This is a genomic window from Erwinia sp. JUb26, assembly GCF_003751505.1.
In the GTDB taxonomy this organism is placed as follows: Bacteria; Pseudomonadota; Gammaproteobacteria; order Enterobacterales; family Enterobacteriaceae; genus Erwinia.
Window position 1 is genome coordinate 367655 of the sequence record NZ_RJVB01000001.1, and the last position, 22349, is coordinate 390003.

The window sequence follows — 22349 nt, forward strand, 5'->3', positions numbered from 1 at the left end:
AATTATTAATGTAACTACTGCAAACGGATTTGCAACGCTTTGATGGCGGTGTAAATGTGATTTTTTTTACATCGGCATATAACCGATTTCTCATTAAAAAGTAGTTTCATCAACTACTGTATAAAAAATCTGTAGCAGTATTTGTTGTCTTTATGGCGTTTATTGGCGACATAAAATGGATTTTTCCTGTCGCTGTTTGTTTTATCACCCGATCTTGCAGATTGTGTCTGTATATTCATTTAAATCAACAAATTGCACGTTATTTATCGATGTGTAATAACTCATTACCCCTGCGATTTATCATGATAAAGTAGAAATGGTTAACATTTTTGCTATTTAGCTTTAGCGCAATCCTACCCCTTCTGATAATTTTTCAGGTGACCGGCAAAACTGGCACCGGATGTGCAGTGTATTACGCCGCAACTTTGCGACATAACAGCAGGGTTTAACTGAACAGAGTAGATTGCCAATGTGATGTTCTGAGCATCCGGCCAATGGGCCGAACGGTAACGCAGGGGGGATTCTGCAAAGCGGTAGCAGAAAGCAGTACCGATTTATCAACAAACCAAAGGCGTCGTTCCGCCATTTGGCAAGGTTTCCTGTAAACAGGGCTATCGCCGCGGGCCGAAGATCCGCAGGTAATATTAAAAACTGGAGTAGGTAAATAATGACCAACATCACGAAGAGAAGTCTGATTGCCCTTGGCGTCATGGCGGCTATGGGATCGCTAACAATCAATGCTGCCTTCGCGGCAAATGTGCCTGCCGGCGTGCAGCTGGCGGAGAAACAGGAGCTGGTCAGAGGTAACGGCGCTGAACTGCAGTCTCTCGACCCGCATAAAATTGAAGGCGTGCCGGAATCCAACGTTAACCGCGACGTGCTGGAAGGCCTGGTGATTAACGACGCCGATGGCAAAATTATTCCCGGCGTAGCGGAAAAATGGGAAAGCAAAGAGGGCGGTAAAGTGTGGGTCTTCCACCTGCGCAATAACGCCAAATGGTCAAACGGCGAGCCGGTTACCGCGCAGGACTTCGTTTACAGCTGGCAGCGCCTGGCCGATCCGAAAACCGCATCCCCCTATGCCAGTTACCTGCAGTACGGTCACCTGCTCAACGTGGATGACATCATTGACGGCAAAAAACCTGCCGACACCCTGGGCGTGAAAGCCATCGACGACCATACGCTGGAAGTCACCCTCAGCGACGCCGTTCCGTATTTCTACAAGCTGCTGATCCACCCGTCCATGTCCCCGGTGTATAAACCGGTGGTGGAAAAATTTGGTGAAAAGTGGACCCAGCCCGCCAACTTCGTGGGCAACGGCGCGTTTAAGCTGAAAGAGTGGGTGGTTAACGAGCGTATTGTGGTTGAGCGTAACCCACAGTACTGGGATAACGCCCACACCGTACTAAATCAGGTTACCTTCCTGCCAATCTCTTCAGAAGTGACCGACACCAACCGCTACCGCAGCGGCGGCAGCGATATGACCTATAACTATCTGCCGATTGAGCTTTATCAGAAGCTGAAAAAAGAGATCCCGGGCGAAATTCACGCCGACCCGTATCTCTGCACCTACTACTACGAAATCAACAACCAGAAGCCGCCGTTTAACGATCCTCGCGTGCGTGCCGCGCTGAAACTCGGCCTGGATCGCGACATCATGGTAAATAAAGTGAAGGCGCAGGATGAAGATCCGGCCTACAGCTATACCCCGCCGTTTACCGATGGCATCAAGCTGACGCCACCGGAGTGGTTCGGCTGGTCGCAGGAAAAACGTAACGAAGAAGCGAAAAAACTGCTGGCCGAAGCGGGCTACACCGCGGACAAACCGCTGACCTTCGATCTGCTGTACAACACCTCCGATCTGCATAAGAAGCTGGCGATTGCCGCCGCGTCTATCTGGAAGAAGAATCTGGGCGTTAACGTGAAGCTGCAAAACCAGGAGTGGAAAACCTTCCTGGATACCCGCCATCAGGGCACCTTCGACGTGGCGCGCGCGGCCTGGTGCGCGGACTATAATGAACCAACCAGCTTCCTGAATACCATGCTGTCTGACAGCAGTAACAACACCTCACATTATAAAAATCCGGAATTTGATAAGGCGATGGCGCAGGCGCTGGCTGCCGGAGACGAAGGCAAGCGTGCTGAAGTTTACGCCCAGGCGGAAAAAATCCTCGACGCCGACTCCGCGATTGTGCCGGTCTATTATTATAAAAATCTGCGGTTAGTGAAGCCGTATGTCGGCGGCTATACCGGTAAAGACCCGCTGGATAACAGCCACGATAAAGATCTCTACATTATTAAACACTAAGTACGACGGGCAGCTTTGCTGCCCATTTAAAGCAATGTCACCGCAGAGGTTCGCCTCTGCGGCTTAAAGCCAGCAGGTACGGGCAATGTTAAAATTTATCTTCCGTCGCTTCCTTGAGGCGATACCAACGCTGTTTATTTTGATCACCATCTCATTCTTTATGATGCGCCTGGCCCCCGGCAGTCCGTTTACCGGCGAGCGCGCATTAACACCGGAAGTCATGGCGAATATCGAAGCCAAATATCACCTCAATGATCCGATGTGGAAGCAGTATCTCAACTACCTCCAGCAGCTGGCGCACGGCGATTTCGGTCCTTCTTTTAAATACAAGGACTACACCGTTAACGATCTGGTTGCCTCTTCATTCCCGGTTTCGGCCAAGCTGGGCGCGGCGGCGTTCCTGCTGGCGCTGGTCTTTGGCGTCACCGCCGGGGTGATTGCGGCACTGAAACAGAACAGTAAATGGGATTATGCGGTAATGGGGGTGGCAATGACCGGTATCGTGATCCCCAGTTTCGTGGTGGCACCGCTGCTGGTGCTACTGTTCTCCATTACCCTCAAGTGGTTGCCGGGCGGCGGCTGGAACGGCGGGGCGCTGCAATATATGATCCTGCCGATGGTCGCACTGTCGCTGGCTTATATCGCCAGCATCGCCCGTATTACCCGCGGTTCGATGATCGAAGTCCTTCACTCCAACTTCATCCGCACGGCCCGCGCCAAAGGTCTGCCGATGCGCCGCATTATTCTGCGCCACGCGCTGAAGCCCGCGCTGCTGCCGGTGCTTTCCTACCTCGGTCCTGCCTTTGTCGGCATTATTACCGGTTCGATGGTGATCGAAACCATTTACGGTCTGCCGGGCATTGGCCAACTGTTCGTTAACGGGGCGCTGAACCGTGACTACTCGCTGGTGCTGAGTCTGACCATCCTGGTTGGGGCACTGACGATTCTGTTTAACGCGATTGTTGACGTGCTGTATGCCGTTATCGATCCGAAAATTCGTTACTGAGCAGGAGCTGAACATGATTTTAAGTAAGAAAAACAGCGAAGCTCTGGATAATTTCACTGAAAAGCTGGAAATAGAAGGGCGCAGCCTGTGGCAGGATGCCCGTCGCCGCTTTATTCACAACCGCGCTGCGGTAGCCAGCCTGTTTGTGCTGGTGCTGATCGCCCTGTTCGTCACCTTCGCGCCGATGCTGTCGCAGTTTACCTACGACGATACCGACTGGGCGATGATGTCCGCCGCGCCGGAGTTCAGCAGCGGCCACTATTTCGGCACCGACTCGTCGGGGCGCGATCTGCTGGTGCGCGTGGCCATCGGCGGACGTATCTCCCTGATGGTCGGTATCGCCGCCGCGCTGGTGGCGGTAGTGGTCGGCACGCTGTACGGCACCCTGGCGGGGTATCTCGGCGGTAAAACCGACTCGGTGATGATGCGCCTGCTGGAAATCCTTAACTCCTTCCCGTTTATGTTCTTCGTGATCCTGCTGGTGACGCTGTTCGGCCAGAATATTTTGCTGATCTTCGTCGCTATCGGCATGGTTTCCTGGCTGGACATGGCGCGTATCGTTCGCGGCCAGACGCTCAGCCTGAAGCGCAAAGAGTTTATTGAAGCGGCCCAGGTTGGCGGCGTCTCCACTATGAACATCGTGCTGCGCCATATCGTGCCGAACGTACTGGGCGTGGTGGTGGTGTATGCCTCGCTGCTGGTGCCGAGCATGATCCTGTTCGAATCGTTCCTCAGCTTCCTCGGCCTCGGTACCCAGGAGCCGCTGAGCAGCTGGGGCGCGTTGCTCAGCGACGGCGCTAACTCGATGGAAGTTTCTCCGTGGCTGCTGATGTATCCGGCAGGATTCCTGGTGATCACCCTGTTCTGTTTTAACTTTATCGGCGATGGTCTGCGTGACGCCCTCGATCCGAAAGACCGCTAAGGAGATACCGATGAGCGTAATTGAACTGGAAACGGTCAGAACACAGAGTAAACAGACCGGTGCACTGCTGGACGTGAAGGATCTGCGGGTGACTTTCAACACGCCGGACGGTGACGTCACGGCGGTCAACGACCTTAACTTCTCGCTGCGGGCGGGAGAAACGCTGGGGATCGTCGGTGAATCCGGCTCCGGCAAGTCACAAACCGCCTTCGCCCTGATGGGGCTGCTGGCCAGCAATGGCCGGATTGGCGGCTCGGCGCGCTTCAACGGCAACGAAATCCTCAATCTGCCGGAGAAAAAGCTGAACCGGCTGCGCGCCGAACAGATTGCGATGATATTTCAGGACCCTATGACCTCGCTGAACCCCTATATGCGCGTGGGGGAACAGCTGATGGAAGTGCTGCAGCTGCATAAAGGTATGAACAGCGCCCAGGCGTTCGAAGAATCCGTGCGCATGCTGGATGCGGTGAAAATGCCGGAGGCGCGCAAGCGCATGAAGATGTTTCCGCACGAATTTTCCGGCGGGATGCGTCAGCGCGTGATGATCGCCATGGCGCTGCTGTGCCGGCCTAAGCTGCTGATCGCCGACGAACCGACCACGGCGCTGGACGTGACCGTTCAGGCGCAGATCATGACCTTGCTGAACGAGCTGAAGCGGGAGTTTAACACCGCCATTATTATGATCACCCACGATCTCGGCGTGGTGGCCGGGATCTGCGATCGGGTGCTGGTGATGTACGCCGGGCGCACCATGGAATACGGCAACGCGCGCGATGTCTTCTACCATCCTTCTCATCCGTACTCGATTGGGCTGCTGAACGCGGTGCCGCGTCTTGACGGCGAAGAGGGCGATACCTTAACGACCATTCCGGGCAATCCGCCCAATCTGCTGCGCCTGCCGAAGGGCTGTCCTTTTCAGCCTCGCTGTCCGCATGCGATGGAAATCTGCAGCACGGCGCCGCCGCTGGCCGGATTTGGTGAAGGGCGACTGCGCGCCTGCTTCAAACCGGTGGAGGAACTGGTATGACAACGGTTGCTGAAAAGAAAGTCCTGCTGGAAATCGCTGACCTGAAAGTCCACTTCGACATTAAAGACGGCCGTCAGTGGTTCTGGCAGCCGCCAAAAACGCTGAAGGCGGTGGATGGCGTCAGCCTGCGTCTTTATGAGGGGGAAACCCTCGGCGTGGTCGGTGAGTCCGGCTGCGGCAAGTCGACGCTTGCGCGGGCGATTATCGGGCTGGTGAAAGCCACCGAGGGACGCGTTGCCTGGCTGGGGCGTGACCTTCTGGGGCAGACGGCGGATGAATGGCGCGCCGCGCGCAGCGATATTCAGATGATATTCCAGGATCCGCTGGCTTCGCTGAATCCGCGCATGACCATCGGCGAAATTATCGCCGAGCCGCTGCGCACCTACCACCCGAAAATGGCACGTCAGGAAGTGAAAGAGCGCGTCAAGGCGATGATGCTGAAGGTCGGGCTGTTGCCCAATCTGATTAACCGCTACCCGCATGAGTTTTCCGGCGGCCAGTGCCAGCGTATCGGAATTGCCCGCGCGCTGATCCTGGAACCGAAACTGATTATCTGCGATGAGCCGGTGTCCGCGCTGGACGTGTCGATTCAGGCGCAGGTCGTCAATCTGCTGCAGAAACTGCAGCGTGAGATGGGCCTGTCGCTGATCTTCATTGCCCACGATCTGGCGGTGGTAAAACACATTTCCGACCGCGTGCTGGTGATGTATCTGGGACACGCGGTGGAGCTGGGCACCTACGATCAGGTTTACCAGAATCCGCAGCATCCCTACACCCGCGCATTAATGTCTGCGGTGCCGATCCCGGATCCCGATCTGGAAAAGAATAAGGTGATTCAGCTACTGGACGGTGAACTGCCGTCGCCGATTAATCCGCCTTCAGGCTGCGTGTTCCGCACCCGCTGCCCGATTGCCGGGCCGGAATGCGCGAAAACCCGACCGCTACTGGAGGGCAGTTTCCGCCATGCGGTATCCTGTCTGAAGGTCGATCCGATGTAAGCGACCGACCGCCATAAAAAGCCAAAACCCGCTTTGAACATTCAATGCGGGTTTTTTTTACGGCAACTCGAAGTCTTACTCTTTCCACAGAATGTGGCAGAGCTTGTGGTCTTTTTCACGGCAGAGCAGGACGCGGGCGAAAACGTCGGTAATCGGCTCTCCGTCAGCGTCGCCCAGCCCGATCACCACTTCCGAGAAGAAGTCGGGATTAAGATCGAAATCTACGTGCTCGGCCCAGTCTTCGGCAGGATCGTACAGTTCGGCACCGCCGCGCTCTTCAAACTGCAGGTTAAACAGAATCACATCGGCCGGGTCGAGATTAGCTACGGCCAGCTCAAGAAAAATATCGTAAGCCTGTTCCAGCGTTTCATCTTCGGTAAGACGGTTATTCAAATCCATAATCATTCCTGTTCCGCCGTTGGGGCGATGTCAGCTTTTCAATTCCGCTCGTTTTACAGCAATGGGCTGAAGAAGTAAAACAGTCGTTCAACGATGCGCTTCCAGTAAGCCCGGCGCGACCAGCGCTGTGCATCAACCAGGCGGGAACGGGCGATATAATCATCCTGAACGCGAGCCAGATCGCCGCCGAACCCGTCATCGTCAATCACCAGCGTGATTTCAAAATTCAGCCACAGGCTGCGCATATCCAGGTTAACCGTGCCGACCAGGCTTAGCTGGCCGTCAACCAGCACGCTTTTGGTATGCAGCAGTCCGCCTTCAAACTGGTAAATCTTCACGCCCGCTTCCAGCAGTTCGCTAAAGAAGGAACGGCTGGCCCAGCCAACCAGCATCGAATCGTTGTGGCGCGGAACAATAATGCTGACGTCGACCCCGCGGAACGCGGCGGTGCAGATGGCATGCAGTAAATCATCGCTCGGCACCAGATAGGGCGTGGTCATCACCAACTGCTCCCGCGCGGAATATACAGCGGTCAGCAGCGCCTGATGGATCATATCCTCCGGGAATCCGGGGCCGGAAGCGATCACCTGTATGGTGTGGCCGCTCTCCTGCTCAAAGGGCATGATATTGCCGTCCGGCGGCGGCGGCAGAATGCGCTTCCCGGTTTCGATTTCCCAGTCGCAGGAGTAGACGATGCCCATGGTAGTTGCCACCGGGCCCTCCATGCGCGCCATCAGGTCCACCCACTGTCCGACGCCGGCATCCTGCTTGAAGAAGCGCGGATCGACGAGGTTCATGCTGCCGGTATAGGCAATATAGTTATCAATCAGCACCACTTTACGATGCTGACGCAGATCCATGCGGCGCAGGAACACGCGCAGCAGGCTGACCTTCAGCGCTTCGACCACGTCGATGCCGGCGTTGCGCATCATCGCCACCCACGGGCTGCGGAAAAAGGCCACGCTGCCGGCAGAATCCAACATCAGTCGGCAGTGAACGCCACGGCGGGCGGCGGCCATCAGTGATTCCGCTACCTCATCCGCCAGGCCGCCGGGCTGCCAGATGTAAAACACCATCTCGATATTGTGGCGGGCCAGCTGAATATCGCGGATCAACGCCTTCATGGTGTCGTCGCTGCTGGTCAGCAGCTGCAGCTGATTTCCCTTAACCCCGGCAATGCCCTGGCGGTTCTCACACAGCTGAAACAGCGAACGCGCCACGTCGCTATTAACGTCGGCGAAGATATGCTGACTGGCCTTCAAATCCTTCAGCCAGCGCGCGGTAGAGGGCCACATGGTTCGCGCACGCTCGGCGCGGCGCTTGCCAAGATGCAGTTCACCAAATGAGAGGTAGGCAATAATCCCGACCAGCGGCAGGATATAGATAATCAACAGCCAGGCCATCGCCGACGGCACCGCGCGACGTTTCATCAGGATGCGCAGCGTCACGCTGGCAATCAGTAACCAGTATCCAAAAACCAGCAGCCAGCTCATCACGGTGTAAAAAGTGGTCATTAAGTGGAAATCCTGTTCACGCTCGAGTTAAGAAGAAGTTTACGTGTTGATGGCAGCTGTGGAAACCTTTAAGGAAATTTTCAGCGGCAAAGACATCGGACCTGGTTGCGGCGCAGAAAGGTCTATACTGCTGCGCGAGATTTTTGGCTACATTTGATGCAACAGATAGCAGACCGAGGGTGTAATGAAACGGAGCAGAAATGAAGTTGCGCGCTGGCGCATGATGCGACAGGTACAGCGTCGCAGGTCACGTTGGTTAGAAGGGCAGTCGCGTCGCTACGGGCGAATGCACTCCTTCCGTCATATGGTCAGTCAGCAACAGCGCCGTTCAATTTTGTTTCTTACTCAGATCCCCTGAACGTCGTGCCTTTTGCCGGAGCGCTGAATCCGGCAAAAGGCGTATCTGGTTCGTTAAAATACGCTCAGGGCTTCGGCCCCAACATCTCCGCCATCTGCTTTTCGTCCGGCATGCCCACTACCTGCTGCAGCTCATTTTTATCGTTCATATAATAAATGGCCGGCGTGGCGCTGGCGCCGAGATCGTCCATCAGCTTCTGATGCCGCTGGAGCAGGTTAAACGTCTCACGCGGTGTCGCCCCCTCAAACTTCGGCAGCGTTTTCCCGCCTGACAGCTCGTATTCCTTCCACGCCTGCACCGGATCCGCCGCGTTCAGTATCGCCGTAGCATATCTGCCGCTCTGCGGATTGAGGAACGCGACCAGCAGCGTGTTCAGCTGTACCCTACCGGCCTCTACCCACGGCTGGGCCGCAGACCAGAACTGCTTGCAGTACGGGCAGAACGGATCGGCGAAAACAATCACCTTTCTGGCGGCGGAATCCGGCCCTTCTTTGATCGGGTGCGCCGCGTTCAGCGTTTTCCACATCTCGCGCCCGAGGGGAACGTAGATCGCCTGCTGGAAATACCCTTCACTAAGATTTTTACCCTTTTCGTCATACAGATAACCGGAAATAACATGTTTACCGTCCGGCGTCAGAAACAGCGAAACGCCCATATCCTGATACTGGCCAACCCAGCCCTGTAAGCCGCCCGGCGCATCGATCTTTTTAACGATTTTGATGCCCTGCTGTTCGCTAAAGGTTTTCACCACCGGCGGCAGTACTTCAGTTGAGTAAGCCAGACCGGGAAACAGGCAGGCGGCAAGTAGCAAAGTAGATTTCATCGATCGCCTCGTCGTAGGGAGTTTTACTGGGGGAGAATGGCGGACAGAGTGGGAGAAGAATGAGCAGAACATTTTACGTACTTCATTCGTACCGTTTAAGATGCTCTGCCCACTGGTGTGATTATAAAAAATTGATTTAAGTGATTATTTTTGTTTTAGAAAACTTTCTTGAACGGCTTAACGGCGACCTGTTTGTACACGCCAGCGGCAATGTAAGGATCGTCCTGAGCCCAGGACTGCGCCGCTTCCAGCGAGGAAAACTCGGCAATGACCGTTGAGCCGGTAAAGCCCGCCACGCCGGGTTCATTACTGTCTACTGCCGGCATCGGGCCGGCAATAATCAGGCGCCCTTCGTCACGTAAAAGCTGTAAACGAGCAAGGTGGGCAGGGCGAACCGCCGTGCGTTTTTCCAGAGAATCCGCGTGATCTTCAGCGTAAATTACATAAAGCACCTTTAAGCACTCCTGTCGGGGATTAAGATTCGGGCATCACGTTAAGTGATCGTTAACTTTTGTGCAATTAAAAGATAATTCGCCCTTGATAAAGGTCAGTTTGTTAAACTTTAAGCGGGAAATCGCGGATAAGCCGTGAGAGGTTGTTGAAACTGATTGCTATTTGCATTTAAACTCGGTGCTTCACATTTTGACCAGAAAGATTATGACGACGCTGACAACATCATTACCACGCCGCGCTCCTTTGCCTCTGCTGATTTCAGTTGTACTGCACGGCTCGGTTATCGCTGCTTTGCTTTACGCCTCATTTCACCAGGTGGTTGATATGCCAAAAGCGTCTCAGCCTATCAGCGTCTCGCTGGTCGCCCCTGAGGTGCAACCCGAACCTGAACCGGTACCGCCGCAGGTTGAGCCGGAACCCGAACCGGAACCGGAGCCTGAACCCGTGCCGGAACCTCCGATCCCGGAGCCGGTGCCAATCCCTAAACCGGAGCCAAAGCCGAAACCTAAACCGAAACCGGTGAAGAAAGAGGTGGTGAAGCCGAAGAAAGAGGTGAAGCCGCAGGAGACGCGCCCGGCTCAGCCGGTGACCAATCCGCAGCCGCCGAAGCCGTCCACCGCGCCGAAGCTGTCTCAGGCACCGTCTACCGCCGTTTCCAGCGGTCCACGCGCGCTTAACCAGAGCAAACCGGCCTATCCTCAGCGTGCCTTTGCCCTGCGCGTAGAGGGGCGGGTTCGCGTCCAGTTTGACGTTGACAGCTCCGGGCAGGTCGACAACGTGCGCATCCTTTCCGCCGAGCCGCGCAATATGTTTGAGCGTGAAGTGAAACAGGCGATGCGCAGATGGCGCTATGAGCCGAACAAGCCGGGCAAAGATGTCACGATGAACATCGTGTTCAAAATTGACGGTGGCAGCAGCATCGAATAAAAAAAGGGCGAAAGCCCTTTTTTGTTGCCAGCTTTAAACCACCTCCTCGGGAGGTGGTGATTGTTGTCCACCTGAAACCCCGCCCGCGAGGAGTTGGGGGTTATCTGAACGCCATCACGCAGTCGGAAGGCAGAAACAGGGGTCAGTCTTGTGCGGTGAAATTGATTTTATCCGCAGGAAGCGGGCGCGGTTTGCCGTCCGGATCCACCGCAACGTAAATAAATACCGCTTCGGTGGTGCAGTAGCGCTGGCCAATCGGCTCGGAAGAGACCTTTTTAATCCACACCTCGATGTTGATGGTGATGGAGCTGGTACCGGTGCGGATGCAGCGGGCGTGGCAGCTCACCACGTCGCCCACGGCAACCGGTTTCAGAAAGGTCATACCGTCCGCGCGGACCGTGACCACGCGCCCTTCGGCGATCTCCTTCGCCAGAATAGCCCCGCCCATATCCATCTGAGACATCAGCCATCCGCCGAAAATGTCGCCGTTGGCGTTGGTATCCGCAGGCATCGCCAGGGTGCGCAGCACCATCTCGCCCTGCGGTACGCGTTGTTGTTCGCTCATGGTTTGGCTTCCGTTATTTTTCTTCCTGCTGCGGCATCAGACGGTAGATATAGATGCCGCTCAGCAGGGTAAACAGCAGGGTCAGCGCACTCAGGCCAAACACTTTGAAGTTCATCCAGGTATCCTGAGACAGCCAGAATGCAACGTAGATATTCGCCAGACCGCAGATAAAGAAGAACAGCGCCCAGGCGATATTCAGGCGGCGCCATGCGAACTCAGGCAGCTGGATTTCTTTACCGAGCATTCTCTGGATTAACGGTTTTTCCATAAACCACTGGCTGAACAGCAGGGCGAGGGTAAACAGGCCGTAGATTATCGTCACTTTCCACTTGATGAAGTCAGGATTATGCAGGGCGATGGTTAAGGTGCCGAACACCGCGACCAGCGCAAAGGTCACCAGACTCATTTTTTCTACTTTGCGGTAGATAAACCAGCCAGCGGCCAGAGCGACGGCGGACGCGACGATCAGCGCGCCGGAGGCGACAAAAATATCGTACAGTTTATAAAAAACGAAAAAGACCACGAGGGGAAGAAAGTCGAGTAACTGCTTCATAGCGGCTTCCAGATATCAGACCAGTATCTAATGAAATCATCCATTGAATGCCTCTGTCGAGGCATTCATGGCTAATTAGCGTAACAACATATATAAGCGTGACAGGTAAATAATCAGCAGGGCCGATACCAGGTTGCTCAGGCCGTTCAGCAGCACCGAGGCGACGTTAGCAGGCAGCACGGTCATTGAGGATGCCATCAGCAGCACGATCAGCTTGGCGATAATCCACAACAGCACCGCCGGAGCGACCAGCTTCATATGTCCCCATGCCAGACGCATGCTGCCGCGCATCGCGCCAAACACGCCAACCTTCTCATTCACCAGCAGCATTGGAGACAGCGAAAGGGTAATGGCCAGCAGCACACCCGGCACCACCAGAAACATAAAGCCCAGCTGGATAACCAACGTCATTAAGAACGTCAGCAGCAGCAGCGAAAGCAGCTTCGGCGCAGAGGCACCGATAGCGCGCAGGGCGCTGACGTGCTGTCCGGAAGAGGCCATCGGGATCAGACTGAGCATCCCGCCCAGTAACAGCGTGTTGCCCACCAGTGCCGCAAACGTTCCCGCCGCAGAAGCACGCAGCAGAACCTGCTGCTGGTCCGGCGACATATTCTGCACCATCTCCATCAGACTGGAGGCCGACCCGGCCGCCCCGTCATTCAGGATCGACATCTGATCGGCACCCGGCGTCAGCCCGTGACCGATCAGCACGGAAATAAACGAGGTCAGCAGTGCCATCAGTACAATCGTCAGGATCTGATGGCGGAAAAAATTCCCCGTGTCACGGTATAGCGAAGCCGCCGTGATAGACATGTAAACTCCTTGAAAAACCGATTTTATAGACCGGGAGATTGTACATGTTCCTGCAGGGTGCTGGCACTCAGATTGACATAACTTTCGATTAAAGAAGGTTTTACCGGGTCAAACAGCGGGGGAAGGCCATATTTTGCCCGCGCGCGGTCACAGCCTTCGTTAAGAAGTCCGTTTTCCCCCGACATATCGAACTCACGGCAGGGCGTTGGGCGCTGTTCATAAATGCCGCAGGAGACACAGTCGCCAATCTCACCCTGTAACGCCACACAGCGTGGAGCACGATCGTTGGTGCCACGCATATTGCGCATAAAAAGGTTTAGGGGTTCAGTCAGTTCAACCGGCACGACGCCGCCGCCATCTTCCGCTTCTGACCAGTAAAAAGACACGCGAAACGTGCCGCAGCACGCACCGCAACTCACGCACGGATTAAGAGTATCGCTCATCTGATTGCCCGCCCCTCCTGAGGCTTCGAACCAAAATCACATGGAAGGAGAATGAAAAACTAAGCCTTCCAAAATCAATGGTCAATCGGATTTTTCTAATGCCGGAAGGGCCGGAAATTGATCTAAATCAAGTCATTGTTTTATATGAAGAATGAAAAAAATGATTCGCATGACCTTTCCAGTAAATCAGCGTAAATATGTGTCCTGCTATCGCCTAAGTCCTCGCAGTAGGACACAGATGCTTACATACGTTTTTTAAATTTAAAAAGGAGTGGTCATGAAACTGAGAGCATTAGCACTGGCTGTCGTCACCCTGTTACCGGTCGCCGCATCGGCACACGAAGCCGGCGATTTCTTTATGCGCGTGGGTTCCGCCACCGTGCGCCCGACAGGGGGCTCTGATGACGTCCTTGGCCTGGGCGAATTCAACGTCAGCAACAATACGCAGATGGGACTGACCTTTACCTACATGGCCACGGACCATATTGGTATTGAGCTGCTCGGTGCGACGCCGTTCCGCCACAAAGTTGGACTGCGGGCAACCGGTACGCTGGCGACCGTGCATCAGCTGCCGCCAACGCTAATGGCCCAGTGGTACTTTATGGGTAACACCAGCCCGTGGCAGCCTTATGCCGGTGTCGGTGTGAACTACACCATGTTTTACAACAGCGATTTTAACCAGACCGGTCGTGATGCGGGCTTGAGCAACCTTAGCGTGAAAAATACCTGGGGTGTTGCCGGCCAGGTTGGCCTGGATTATCAGCTAACCCCGGACTGGATGCTGAACGCCTCGCTGTGGTACATGGATATCAATACCAAAGTCCGCTTCAGTGCCGGTGATGCGCGTCAGAGCATCGACACGCACGTTAACCCGTTTGTCTTCTTCTTTGGCGCAGGCTATCGTTTCTAAGCCCGCTAAACGAGAAAAGGCGCGAAATTCGCGCCTTTTTTGCTTTCAGAACCGTTACTTAATCTGCAGGTTATTTACTACCGACTTCACCCCGGCTACGCCACGCGTTATCTCAACCGCCCGGTTTGCCATCTGCGGCGAGCTGATAAAGCCGCTCAGCTGTACGCGTCCCTTGAAGGTTTCCACGCTGATAGCGGTTGATTTCAGCGACTGATCGTGCAGCAGTTCGCCCTTCACCTTGGTGGTGATCACCGTATCATCAATATAGCCACCGGTTCCTTCCTGCGTTGCGGTAGGAGCACAGGCGCTGACGCTCAGTGCAACCACGGCAGCGGCAATCATTCCTGATAGTGTTTTCAACAGCTTCATTGCATTTCTCCCTGTCCAGGTTTAAACCGCTAAAATGGCGGCGATACCTAATTCTTGGCTACGGATAACCTTTCTGCAAGTTCAGATTGTTAAAAATAGAAAGAAAATAATGCCTTATCTGAGCGATAAGGCACCGTTTTGGGGCAGAGTGATTAGCGTGTTCCGGCTTTCAGTTTACTGACAAAGGCGGTCAGTTCCGTCAGCATGACCGACGGATTCTTGTGGTGCTGTTCGATGATTTTAACGATAGCCGAACCGGAAATGGCCCCGGCGGCCCCCGCGCTGATGGCTTCTTCAACCTGCGACGCTTCAGAAATACCAAATCCCTGCAGCGGCGGGGCAGCATGGTACTCTTTCAGCTTGTCGATCAGATGCTTCAGCGGCAGATTCGCGCGGGTCTCAGACCCGGTCACGCCCGCACGGGACAGCAGGTAGGTATAGCCGCGGCCGTGAGAGGCGATTTCACGCAGCAGATCGTCTTCCGCGTTCGGCGGGCAGATAAAGATCGGTGCCACGTTGTGGCGCATCGCCGACTGGCGGAACGGCGCGGACTCTTCAATCGGCACATCCGCAACCAGCACCGAATCCACGCCCACTTCCTGGCAGCGGGCGTAGAAATTATCGATGCCGTTGGAAAACACCAGGTTGGCGTACATCAGCAGGCCGATCGGCAGTTCCGGGTATTTCTGGCGGATTGCCGCCAGCATTTCAAAACACTGCGCTGGCGTGACGCCTGCGGCAAACGCGCGCAGGGTGGCGTTCTGAATTGTCGGGCCATCGGCCAGCGGGTCGGAGAAAGGGATACCTAACTCCAGTGCATCCGCACCACCGGCTACCAGCGCATCGATGATTTGCAGCGACAGCTCCGGGGTCGGATCGCCCAGCGTGACGAAGGGAACAAACGCGCCTTCTTTGCGCTCTGCCAGGCGCTTAAAACAACGATCGTAACGTTCCATCAGATTTCTCCCCTGGCACTGAAAATGTCATGTACGGTGAATATGTCTTTATCGCCACGGCCTGAAAGGTTGACCACCAGCAGCTGTTCTTTCTCCGGATTCTCCCGGATCATTTTGAGCGCATGGGCGAGGGCGTGTGACGATTCCAGAGCCGGGATGATCCCTTCGTTGCGGCACAGGGCTTTAAAGGCATCCAGCGCTTCGTCATCGGTAATCGAAACGTAGTCCGCGCGACCAATGCTGTTTAAATAGGCGTGCTGAGGTCCGACGGACGGGAAATCCAGACCGGCGGAAATGGAGTAGGACTCCTCAATCTGTCCGTCTTCGGTCTGCATCATTGGCGCTTTCATGCCGAAATAGATGCCCACGCGGCCGTGCTTCAGCGGCGCGCCGTGTTCGCCGGATTCAATGCCGTGCCCGGCCGGTTCAACGCCGATCAGACCGACGCTGGTTTCATCAATAAAGTCGGCAAACATGCCAATGGCATTAGAACCGCCGCCGACGCAGGCAATCACCGCGTCCGGCAGGCGACCTTCCTGCTCAAGGATCTGCGCTTTGGTTTCTTCACCGATCATGCGCTGGAATTCGCGAACAATCGTCGGGAACGGGTGCGGACCGGCCGCTGTACCCAGCATATAGTGCGCGGTTTCATAGCTGCCGGACCAGTCGCGCAGCGCCTCGTTACAGGCATCTTTCAGCGTGGAGGAGCCGCTGTGCACCGGGATCACTTCCGCACCCATCAGACGCATACGGAAAACGTTCGGCGACTGGCGTTCAATATCCTTCGCGCCCATATAAATGCGGCACTTGAGGCCCAGCAGGGCGCTGGCCAGCGCCGAAGCCACGCCGTGCTGACCGGCACCGGTTTCAGCGATAATTTCTTTTTTTCCCATGCGCTTGGCTAACAGCGCCTGGCCAAGCACCTGGTTGGTTTTATGCGCACCGCCGTGCAGCAGGTCTTCGCGCTTAAGGTACAGGCGCGTTTTCGTGCCTTTGGTCAGGTTGCTGCACAGCGTCAGCGCGGTAGGGCGACCGGCATAGTTTTTCAGCAGGCCGGTAAATTCAGCCTGGAACTCCGGGTCGCTCTGGGCGCTGATAAAAGCGTCTTCCAGCTGGCGCAGCGCGGGCATCAGGATCTGCGGCACATACATACCGCCAAACTCGCCAAAATAGGGGTTTAATCTGGTCATATCGCGTCTCTTTATGTTCTCTCAGCGCGGGCGTGGATCACGCCCGACGAAAAATTATTCAGCCGGTCGGCTTCAGCGTTGGGCCGATTCAGTAGGCTTTCAGCGTCTGAAATACCGAGGCGATTTTATCGGCATCTTTTATGCCGGGGGCACTTTCCACCCCGGAGTTGAAGTCCAGCCCGGCGCAGCCAAGGCGGGAAGCCTCCACGCAGTTATCGGCACTCAGCCCACCGGCCAGCAACACATTCTTCAACGCCTGGCCCTGAAGCAATGACCAGTCAAATGACTGACCGCTGCCGCCGTTGCCGTGGTCAAACACGTAGCGGTCGACGTGCTCCCAGTCGCGCGGCGGCAGGCTGTCACGAATGCTGAAGGCCTTCCAAATCTGCACGCCGGCGGGCAGCGCGTCATGAAGCTGGCAGACGTACTGGCGATCTTCGTCACCGTGCAGCTGTACCGCCGACAGCCCAAGTTCAGCTGCAATAGTGACAACGTCACTCAGGGGCTGGTTGCGGAATACGCCAACGAACTTCAGCGCGGCGGCGGCAATCACCGACCGTGCAGTGGCGAGGTCTACGTTGCGCGGTGAGCCTTCGGCAAAAATCAGTCCGCCATAAATTGCCCCCGCCGCCTGTGCGCTTTGCGCATCCTGCGGGCGGGTCAGACCGCACACTTTATTGTCACCGATAATCACCCGGCGAACCGCCGCGGCCAGATCGTCCTCTTCCATCAGCGCAGAACCAATCAGGAAGCCGTTGGCGAAATGGCTTAGCTCGCGCACCTGGGCGTAGCTGTTGATGCCGGATTCGCTGATCACCGTCACGCCGTGCGCCACTTTTGGCGCCAGACGGCGGGTACGATCGAGGTCAATGGACAGATCGCGCAGGTCGCGGTTATTAATGCCCACGACTTTTGCCCCCAGGGCGGTGGCGCGCTCCAGCTCTTCATCGCTGATCACTTCGGTCAGCACGCCCATATTCAGGCTGTGCGCGACGGCGGAGAGCTGTCGGTACTGCTCATCGCTGACCACGGAAAGCATCAGTAAAATCGCGTCCGCCTGATGGAAGCGGGCGAGGTAAATTTGATAAGGGTCGATGATAAAATCTTTGCACAGCACCGGCTGGCTGACGACCGCGCTGACGATCGGCAGAAAATCAAAGCTGCCCTGGAAATACTTCTCGTCGGTCAGCACCGAAATCGCGGAGGCATAATCCTTATAAACCCCAGCGATAGTAGCCGGGTCGAAATCGTTGCGGATCAGCCCTTTCGACGGGGAAGCCTTCTTACATTCGAGAATAAACACCGTGCGTGTGCCGCTCAGCGCATCATAAAAGCTGCGGGTGGACGGAACGATATCATTCTGGAACGAGGCCAGCGGCTGCTGCTGCTGACGGGCGGCCAGCCAGATGGCTTTGTCCGCGACGATCTTATTCAGTACGGTTTCCTGCTGCATGGTTATCCTCTTGCTGCCAGTGCGACCACATGTTGATAAGCCCGGCCGCTGCGAATGGTTTCCAGCGCCTGCTGCGCGTTCTGTCGCAAATCTTCATGGCCAAAAATCTTCAGTAACAGGGCGACGTTGGCCGCCACGGCTTCTTCATGAGCCAGCTCGCCTTTACCCTGGAGTAAACGCGCCAGAATGTCACGGTTTTCTTCCGGTGAACCCCCGGCCAGCGCCTCCTGCGGGTGAGAATTCAGGCCGAAATCATCCGGGGTCAGCTGGTAGCTGGTGATCTCGCCTTCGCGCAACTCGGCCACGTGGGTCACGCTGTGCAGCGCCACTTCGTCCATGCCGCCGCCGTGAACCACCGCCGCACGGCGATAGCCTAATACCTTCAGCGCCTGAGCAATCGGCAGCACCAGCTCCGGGCTGTAAACGCCAATCACCGCCAGCGGAGGCCGGGCCGGGTTAATCAGCGGGCCCAGCACGTTGAAGATGGTGCGGGTTTTCAGCTGCTGGCGCACCGGCATCGCGTGACGGAATCCACTGTGATACTGCGGGGCAAACAGGAAGCAGACATTCAGTTCATCCAGCGCCTGCCGGGCCTGCTCTGCGGGTAAATCCAGGCTGATGCCGAACGCCGCCAGCAGGTCGGAGGAACCCGATTTACTGGAGACGCTGCGGTTACCGTGTTTGGCCACCTTCAAGCCGCAGGCCGCGGCCACGAAGGCGCTGGCAGTAGAAATATTAATGCTGTTGCTGCCGTCGCCGCCGGTACCAACGATATCGGCAAAATCATAGTCCGGGCGCGGGAACGGTTTGGCATCTTCCAGCAGGGCGGTCGCCGCCCCGGCAATTTCCTGTGGATGCTCGCCGCGAACCTTCATCGCAATCAGCGCGCCTGCCAGCTGAGTCGGTTCCAGCTGTCCGGTGATAATTGCCGAAAACAGCTGGTGGCTCTCGGCCTGCGTCAGGATCTCTGCCTGAAATAATTTTTCCAGAATAGTGTTCATCAAACTTCTCCTCGGTTACGCCAGCGCCCATGCCAGGGTTTGTTCCAGCAGGCGAGCCCCCTGGGTGGTGAGAATGGATTCAGGGTGGAACTGGAAGCCGCAGACGCGCCGTGCGTCGTCGCGAACCGCCATCACCATGCCATTAAAAGTGGCGTTAACCGTCAGTCCGTCGGGAATATTGCTGCCCACCAGCGAGTGGTAGCGGGCGACCGGCAGCGGATTGCTTAAACCGGCGAACATGCCTTCATTATCATGAGTAATCGCAGAGGCTTTGCCGTGCAGGATCTCACCGGCCTGGCCCACGTGGCCGCCGTAAGCTTCCACAATCGCCTGATGCCCCAGGCAGATGCCGATAATTGGCAGGCGTCCGCGCAGCTGCTGCAGCATTTCTGGCATGCAGCCTGCCTCTGAAGGCGCACCCGGGCCGGGTGACAGCATCAGCACCGGATTTTCCATCTTCTGCAGGCGCGCAATCAGCGTGGCGGCAGGCACGTTGTTACGATAAACCACCACGTGATGGCCAAAGGTGCGTAACTGATCGACGAGGTTATAGGTAAAGGAGTCGAAGTTATCGAGCAGCAGAATATCGGCCATCAGAAAATCTCCTGGCTGTGATGAGCGGTGGCAATGGCACGCAGTACGGCACGGGCTTTATTACGGCTTTCGTCGGCTTCGGCCTGAGGGTTCGAGTCCAGAACCACACCGGCACCGGCCTGCACCGTGGCAACGCCGTCTTCCACCCACGCGGAGCGGATAACGATGCAGGTATCCAGATCGCCGCTGGCGGTAAAGTAGCCGACCGCGCCGCCGTAGCTGCCGCGTCGGGTGCCTTCGGCTTTGGCAATCAGCTGCATGGCGCGGACTTTCGGCGCGCCACTCAGGGTGCCCATATTCATGCAGGCGCGGTAGGCATGCAGCACATCAATATCGCCGCGCAGTTTGCCGACGACGCGAGAAACCAGGTGCATCACGAAGGTGTAACGGTCCACTTTAGTCAAATCCGCCACGTAGCGGCTACCGGGTTCGCAGATGCGTGCCAGATCGTTACGCGCCAGGTCAACCAGCATCAGGTGCTCTGCCAGCTCTTTATGGTCGGTGCGCATTTCCAGCTCAATGCGGCTGTCGAGATCGCGATCCAGAGAACCGTCCGCATGGCGGCCGCGCGGGCGGGTACCGGCGATCGGATAGATTTCGATCTGGCGGCTTTCGGCGTCGTACTTCAGCGAGCTTTCCGGCGAGGCGCCGAACAGGCTGAAATCGCGGTCCTGCATAAAGAACATATACGGGCTGGGGTTGCTGTTCTTCAGCGTTTCGTAGGCGGCCAGCGGTGAAGGACACGGCAGCGAGAAGCGGCGAGACGGCACCACCTGGAAAATTTCACCAATGCGAATGGCTTCCTGCATCTCGCGTACCACCTGGCAGTAGTCCTCGTCGCTCTGGCTGACGCTGAGCGCCATGCCCTCAACGGTCTGCACCGGCAGCGCAGGCGCTGGCTGCAGCATCTGGCTGTGTAGCTGTTCGATGCGGCTCTGCAGGCGAATAAATTCCGCCGGGGAAGAGGTAAACAGGCTGGCCTGCAGGCGAGCGGTTTGCTGCTGATGGTCGATCACCAGCAGCGTTTCCGCCAGGTAGAAGCAGTAGTCCGGGCAGCGCTGCTCGTTCTTCAGTGTCGGCAGTGATTCGAATCCGGCCACCAGGTCGTAGGCGAACAGTCCGCCGAGCAGCATGGCTTCACGGTTATCTGTCGGGACATTGATCAGCTGCGGGATCAGACGCAGCGCATCGAACACCGACAGCGCGCGCAGGTTGGAGTCTTCATCCTGAATCTCCGTGTTAAGCGGGAACACCAGTTCACGACCATCGGGGCGCACGTGATTCTGTACCGATGAAGGCAGCGCGGCGTCCAGCAGCGTCAGCAGTGCGCGGCCGTTTTCAGACAGCGCCTGAATCTGCACGGTTTTATCCAGCGCGCTGATGCGCAGGGCGCTGTCGACAATCAGCAGGCTTTTCAGGTTGCGCTTGCTGTCAACATCCGCCGACTCCAGCAGCAGCGTTTCGGAACGTGCGCCGCAGATCTGGTGGAAAACCGCTGCCGGATCTTCGCGGTAGGGTGCATTGCCGGTAATCAACTTCACTGTAGGTTTGGCATTCGACATGGTTTGATCTCTGTTTTTTGCTCAAAAAAAAGCCCGCTTTTAGCGGGCCTGAGTATCTGCACAACGTATTAACCGTGCACGACGACATCGCCCGTTCAGGGAGAGGTGCGCCACCAACCAGTCATCAGAGAGAGTGAATATGACATGATACAGATACCTTATGCTCGTGAACTTGCGTACTAGTTAACTGGAACGCGGAAAAAAAGTCAATAGTCTTTTTCCCTTAGCCGAGATTGACGTTATCATGCTGCGACATTCCCGCCAATGCCGGAGCCGTTTTGACAGTAGCAGCCACATCAATCAGTTCTTATCCTATCTTCGATCTTCACAGTCACACTACCGCATCCGACGGGTTACTTACCCCGGAGCAACTGGTGCTGCGCGCGATTGAACATCGCGTAGGTGTACTGGCCGTTACCGATCACGACACCACCGACGGCGTTCAGCCCGCGCGCGAGGCGATTGAGCGCCATCAGCTGCCGCTGCAGCTCATTGCCGGGGTTGAAGTCTCGTCGCTGTGGGAAAATCATGAAATCCATATTGTCGGGCTGGGCGTGGATATCACTAGCCCCGGGCTGGTGGCGTTTCTGGCGCAGCAGGGCGAGCGCCGGATGGCACGCGCGCAGATGATTGCCGAAAGACTGGATAAAGCCGGGATCCCCGGTGCGCTGGATGCCGCCCTTGAGCTGGCCCAGGGCGGGGCGGTGACGCGCGGGCACTTTGCCCGTTTTCTGATCGCCGCCGGGAAAGCCGACACGATGCAGAAGGTATTCAAAAACTACCTGGCTCGCGGTAAAACCGGCTACGTTCCGCCACAGTGGTGTACAATTAAACAAGCCGTTGATGCGATTCATGATTCTGGTGGTCGGGCGGTGCTGGCGCACCCGGGCCGCTACGGGCTGTCTGCCAAGTGGCTGAAGCGCCTGATTGCTCACTTCAGCGAGCAGGGCGGTGATGCGATGGAAGTTGCGCAGTGTCAGCAGGCTCCTCAGGAACGCACCCAGCTGGCGCGGTACGCGCAGGAGTATCAGCTGGCAGGATCGCAGGGTTCTGATTTTCATCAGCCCTGTCCGTGGATTGAGTTGGGTAAAAAGTTATGGCTACCCGGCGGCGTTGACGCCGTGTGGCAGCGTTTTCCAGAAATCGTTAAGCAATAGCCGAAACAGGCAACGTCAATAGCATTGCTGATGAACGGATAAGAGGTT

At 56.3% G+C, this 22349-nt stretch carries 22 protein-coding genes, 1 pseudogene and 1 other annotated feature; of the genes and pseudogenes, 9 read left to right on the forward strand and 14 right to left on the reverse strand.

Translation table 11 applies throughout. The annotated features are described in order from the left end of the window. Positions 1-667: 667 nt before the first annotated feature. The 5 genes from oppA to oppF all read left to right on the forward strand — a co-directional run bounded on the left by oppA (position 668) and on the right by oppF (position 6261). Positions 668-2308 carry an oligopeptide ABC transporter substrate-binding protein OppA gene (oppA, locus tag EC836_RS01705; protein WP_123329527.1) on the forward strand — a complete coding sequence of 547 codons (1641 nt, stop codon included), beginning with the start codon at positions 668-670 and terminating at the stop codon, positions 2306-2308. An 85-nt stretch (positions 2309-2393) separates the two neighbouring features. Beyond that, positions 2394-3314, forward strand: coding sequence for an oligopeptide ABC transporter permease OppB (gene oppB, locus EC836_RS01710; protein WP_105595222.1), 921 nt, complete (start codon positions 2394-2396; stop codon positions 3312-3314). Between the two features lie 13 nt (positions 3315-3327). Then, complete coding sequence (gene oppC, locus EC836_RS01715) at positions 3328-4236, forward strand: oligopeptide ABC transporter permease OppC (protein ID WP_123329529.1); 909 nt, start codon at positions 3328-3330, stop codon at positions 4234-4236. 10 nt (positions 4237-4246) lie between these two features. Beyond that, entirely contained in the window at positions 4247-5263 is a 1017-nt protein-coding gene (locus tag EC836_RS01720; RefSeq protein ID WP_123329531.1) for an ABC transporter ATP-binding protein, read from the forward strand. Continuing rightward, entirely contained in the window at positions 5260-6261 is a 1002-nt protein-coding gene (gene oppF, locus EC836_RS01725; protein WP_123329532.1) for a murein tripeptide/oligopeptide ABC transporter ATP binding protein OppF, read from the forward strand. Before EC836_RS01720 ends, oppF begins: the two co-directional genes overlap by 4 nt. 75 nt (positions 6262-6336) lie before the next feature. Here the strand turns inward: oppF and EC836_RS01730 are convergent, their stop codons facing one another. Beyond that, on the reverse strand, positions 6337-6666 hold the full coding sequence (locus EC836_RS01730; protein ID WP_199734986.1) for an HI1450 family dsDNA-mimic protein: 330 nt from the start codon (positions 6664-6666) through the stop codon (positions 6337-6339). Positions 6667-6713: 47 nt separating this feature from the next. Further along, entirely contained in the window at positions 6714-8174 is a 1461-nt protein-coding gene (gene cls / locus EC836_RS01735; RefSeq protein WP_123329537.1) for a cardiolipin synthase, read from the reverse strand. A gap of 184 nt (positions 8175-8358) precedes the next feature. On the opposite strand from cls, the gene EC836_RS01740 reads away from it, so the two are divergent. After that, the gene (locus tag EC836_RS01740; RefSeq protein WP_123329539.1) at positions 8359-8532 is read left to right on the forward strand and encodes a YciY family protein; all 174 of its coding nucleotides are present in this window, start codon (positions 8359-8361) and stop codon (positions 8530-8532) included. Positions 8533-8596: 64 nt separating this feature from the next. Here the strand turns inward: EC836_RS01740 and dsbG are convergent, their stop codons facing one another. Continuing rightward, positions 8597-9355 (reverse strand): thiol:disulfide interchange protein DsbG, encoded by a 759-nt coding sequence (dsbG, locus tag EC836_RS01745; RefSeq protein WP_123329541.1) that lies wholly within the window; start codon positions 9353-9355, stop codon positions 8597-8599. A 155-nt stretch (positions 9356-9510) separates the two neighbouring features. Beyond that, complete coding sequence (locus EC836_RS01750; protein WP_123329542.1) at positions 9511-9807, reverse strand: YciI family protein; 297 nt, start codon at positions 9805-9807, stop codon at positions 9511-9513. A 205-nt stretch (positions 9808-10012) separates the two neighbouring features. Between EC836_RS01750 and tonB the strand changes: the two genes are divergently transcribed. Beyond that, complete coding sequence (gene tonB, locus EC836_RS01755) at positions 10013-10735, forward strand: TonB system transport protein TonB (protein WP_199734987.1); 723 nt, start codon at positions 10013-10015, stop codon at positions 10733-10735. Between the two features lie 142 nt (positions 10736-10877). Here the strand turns inward: tonB and yciA are convergent, their stop codons facing one another. The 4 genes from yciA to EC836_RS01775 all read right to left on the reverse strand — a co-directional run bounded on the left by yciA (position 10878) and on the right by EC836_RS01775 (position 13109). Beyond that, positions 10878-11300 carry an acyl-CoA thioester hydrolase YciA gene (gene yciA / locus EC836_RS01760; protein WP_123329544.1) on the reverse strand — a complete coding sequence of 141 codons (423 nt, stop codon included), beginning with the start codon at positions 11298-11300 and terminating at the stop codon, positions 10878-10880. 13 nt (positions 11301-11313) lie between these two features. Further along, positions 11314-11853 carry a septation protein A gene (locus tag EC836_RS01765; RefSeq protein WP_123329546.1) on the reverse strand — a complete coding sequence of 180 codons (540 nt, stop codon included), beginning with the start codon at positions 11851-11853 and terminating at the stop codon, positions 11314-11316. A gap of 75 nt (positions 11854-11928) precedes the next feature. Continuing rightward, positions 11929-12666, reverse strand: coding sequence for a YciC family protein (locus EC836_RS01770; RefSeq protein ID WP_123329548.1), 738 nt, complete (start codon positions 12664-12666; stop codon positions 11929-11931). 23 nt (positions 12667-12689) lie between these two features. Next, positions 12690-13109, reverse strand: a complete 420-nt coding sequence (locus tag EC836_RS01775; protein WP_123329551.1) for a YkgJ family cysteine cluster protein — start codon at positions 13107-13109, stop codon at positions 12690-12692. 277 nt (positions 13110-13386) lie between these two features. Between EC836_RS01775 and ompW the strand changes: the two genes are divergently transcribed. Next, positions 13387-14019, forward strand: a complete 633-nt coding sequence (gene ompW / locus EC836_RS01780; RefSeq protein WP_123329553.1) for an outer membrane protein OmpW — start codon at positions 13387-13389, stop codon at positions 14017-14019. Between the two features lie 54 nt (positions 14020-14073). On the opposite strand, the gene EC836_RS01785 is transcribed toward ompW, so the two are convergent. The 6 genes and pseudogenes from EC836_RS01785 to EC836_RS01810 all read right to left on the reverse strand — a co-directional run bounded on the left by EC836_RS01785 (position 14074) and on the right by EC836_RS01810 (position 21144). Further along, positions 14074-14388 carry a BON domain-containing protein gene (locus EC836_RS01785; RefSeq protein WP_123329555.1) on the reverse strand — a complete coding sequence of 105 codons (315 nt, stop codon included), beginning with the start codon at positions 14386-14388 and terminating at the stop codon, positions 14074-14076. A gap of 152 nt (positions 14389-14540) precedes the next feature. After that, positions 14541-15344, reverse strand: a complete 804-nt coding sequence (trpA, locus tag EC836_RS01790) for a tryptophan synthase subunit alpha (RefSeq protein ID WP_123329557.1) — start codon at positions 15342-15344, stop codon at positions 14541-14543. After that, a complete protein-coding gene (gene trpB / locus EC836_RS01795; protein ID WP_123329559.1) occupies positions 15344-16534 on the reverse strand; it encodes a tryptophan synthase subunit beta in 1191 nt (396 codons plus the stop codon). Before trpB ends, trpA begins: the two co-directional genes overlap by 1 nt. Positions 16535-16622: 88 nt before the next feature. After that, positions 16623-17987, reverse strand: coding sequence for a bifunctional indole-3-glycerol-phosphate synthase TrpC/phosphoribosylanthranilate isomerase TrpF (gene trpCF / locus EC836_RS01800; protein ID WP_123329561.1), 1365 nt, complete (start codon positions 17985-17987; stop codon positions 16623-16625). A gap of 2 nt (positions 17988-17989) precedes the next feature. Then, a pseudogene (trpD, locus tag EC836_RS24895) lies at positions 17990-19582 on the reverse strand (bifunctional anthranilate synthase glutamate amidotransferase component TrpG/anthranilate phosphoribosyltransferase TrpD). After that, entirely contained in the window at positions 19582-21144 is a 1563-nt protein-coding gene (locus EC836_RS01810; RefSeq protein ID WP_123329563.1) for an anthranilate synthase component 1, read from the reverse strand. Before EC836_RS01810 ends, trpD begins: the two are co-directional and overlap by 1 nt. Before the next feature lie 23 nt (positions 21145-21167). Beyond that, positions 21168-21266 (reverse strand) — a sequence feature (Trp leader region). Positions 21267-21443: 177 nt separating this feature from the next. Between EC836_RS01810 and EC836_RS01815 the strand changes: the two genes are divergently transcribed. Continuing rightward, a complete protein-coding gene (locus EC836_RS01815; RefSeq protein WP_370346705.1) occupies positions 21444-22301 on the forward strand; it encodes a PHP domain-containing protein in 858 nt (285 codons plus the stop codon). Positions 22302-22349: the final 48 nt, after the last annotated feature.

Excerpts from the sequence above, each read along its gene's own strand:
- tonB (WP_199734987.1), top strand. The coding sequence starts at position 10,013 with ATGACGACGCTGACAACATCATTACCACGCCGCGCTCCTTTGCCTCTG.
- EC836_RS01765 (WP_123329546.1), bottom strand. The coding sequence starts at position 11,853 with ATGAAGCAGTTACTCGACTTTCTTCCCCTCGTGGTCTTTTTCGTTTTT.
- EC836_RS01720 (WP_123329531.1), top strand. The coding sequence starts at position 4,247 with ATGAGCGTAATTGAACTGGAAACGGTCAGAACACAGAGTAAACAGACC.
- EC836_RS01775 (WP_123329551.1), bottom strand. The coding sequence starts at position 13,109 with ATGAGCGATACTCTTAATCCGTGCGTGAGTTGCGGTGCGTGCTGCGGC.
- oppB (WP_105595222.1), top strand. The coding sequence starts at position 2,394 with ATGTTAAAATTTATCTTCCGTCGCTTCCTTGAGGCGATACCAACGCTG.
- cls (WP_123329537.1), bottom strand. The coding sequence starts at position 8,174 with ATGACCACTTTTTACACCGTGATGAGCTGGCTGCTGGTTTTTGGATAC.
- yciA (WP_123329544.1), bottom strand. The coding sequence starts at position 11,300 with ATGAGCGAACAACAACGCGTACCGCAGGGCGAGATGGTGCTGCGCACC.
- trpCF (WP_123329561.1), bottom strand. The coding sequence starts at position 17,987 with ATGCAGCAGGAAACCGTACTGAATAAGATCGTCGCGGACAAAGCCATC.
- dsbG (WP_123329541.1), bottom strand. The coding sequence starts at position 9,355 with ATGAAATCTACTTTGCTACTTGCCGCCTGCCTGTTTCCCGGTCTGGCT.
- oppA (WP_123329527.1), top strand. The coding sequence starts at position 668 with ATGACCAACATCACGAAGAGAAGTCTGATTGCCCTTGGCGTCATGGCG.
- trpB (WP_123329559.1), bottom strand. The coding sequence starts at position 16,534 with ATGACCAGATTAAACCCCTATTTTGGCGAGTTTGGCGGTATGTATGTG.
- ompW (WP_123329553.1), top strand. The coding sequence starts at position 13,387 with ATGAAACTGAGAGCATTAGCACTGGCTGTCGTCACCCTGTTACCGGTC.
- trpA (WP_123329557.1), bottom strand. The coding sequence starts at position 15,344 with ATGGAACGTTACGATCGTTGTTTTAAGCGCCTGGCAGAGCGCAAAGAA.
- oppF (WP_123329532.1), top strand. The coding sequence starts at position 5,260 with ATGACAACGGTTGCTGAAAAGAAAGTCCTGCTGGAAATCGCTGACCTG.
- EC836_RS01770 (WP_123329548.1), bottom strand. The coding sequence starts at position 12,666 with ATGTCTATCACGGCGGCTTCGCTATACCGTGACACGGGGAATTTTTTC.
- oppC (WP_123329529.1), top strand. The coding sequence starts at position 3,328 with ATGATTTTAAGTAAGAAAAACAGCGAAGCTCTGGATAATTTCACTGAA.
- EC836_RS01785 (WP_123329555.1), bottom strand. The coding sequence starts at position 14,388 with ATGAAGCTGTTGAAAACACTATCAGGAATGATTGCCGCTGCCGTGGTT.
- EC836_RS01740 (WP_123329539.1), top strand. The coding sequence starts at position 8,359 with ATGAAACGGAGCAGAAATGAAGTTGCGCGCTGGCGCATGATGCGACAG.
- EC836_RS01730 (WP_199734986.1), bottom strand. The coding sequence starts at position 6,666 with ATGATTATGGATTTGAATAACCGTCTTACCGAAGATGAAACGCTGGAA.
- EC836_RS01810 (WP_123329563.1), bottom strand. The coding sequence starts at position 21,144 with ATGTCGAATGCCAAACCTACAGTGAAGTTGATTACCGGCAATGCACCC.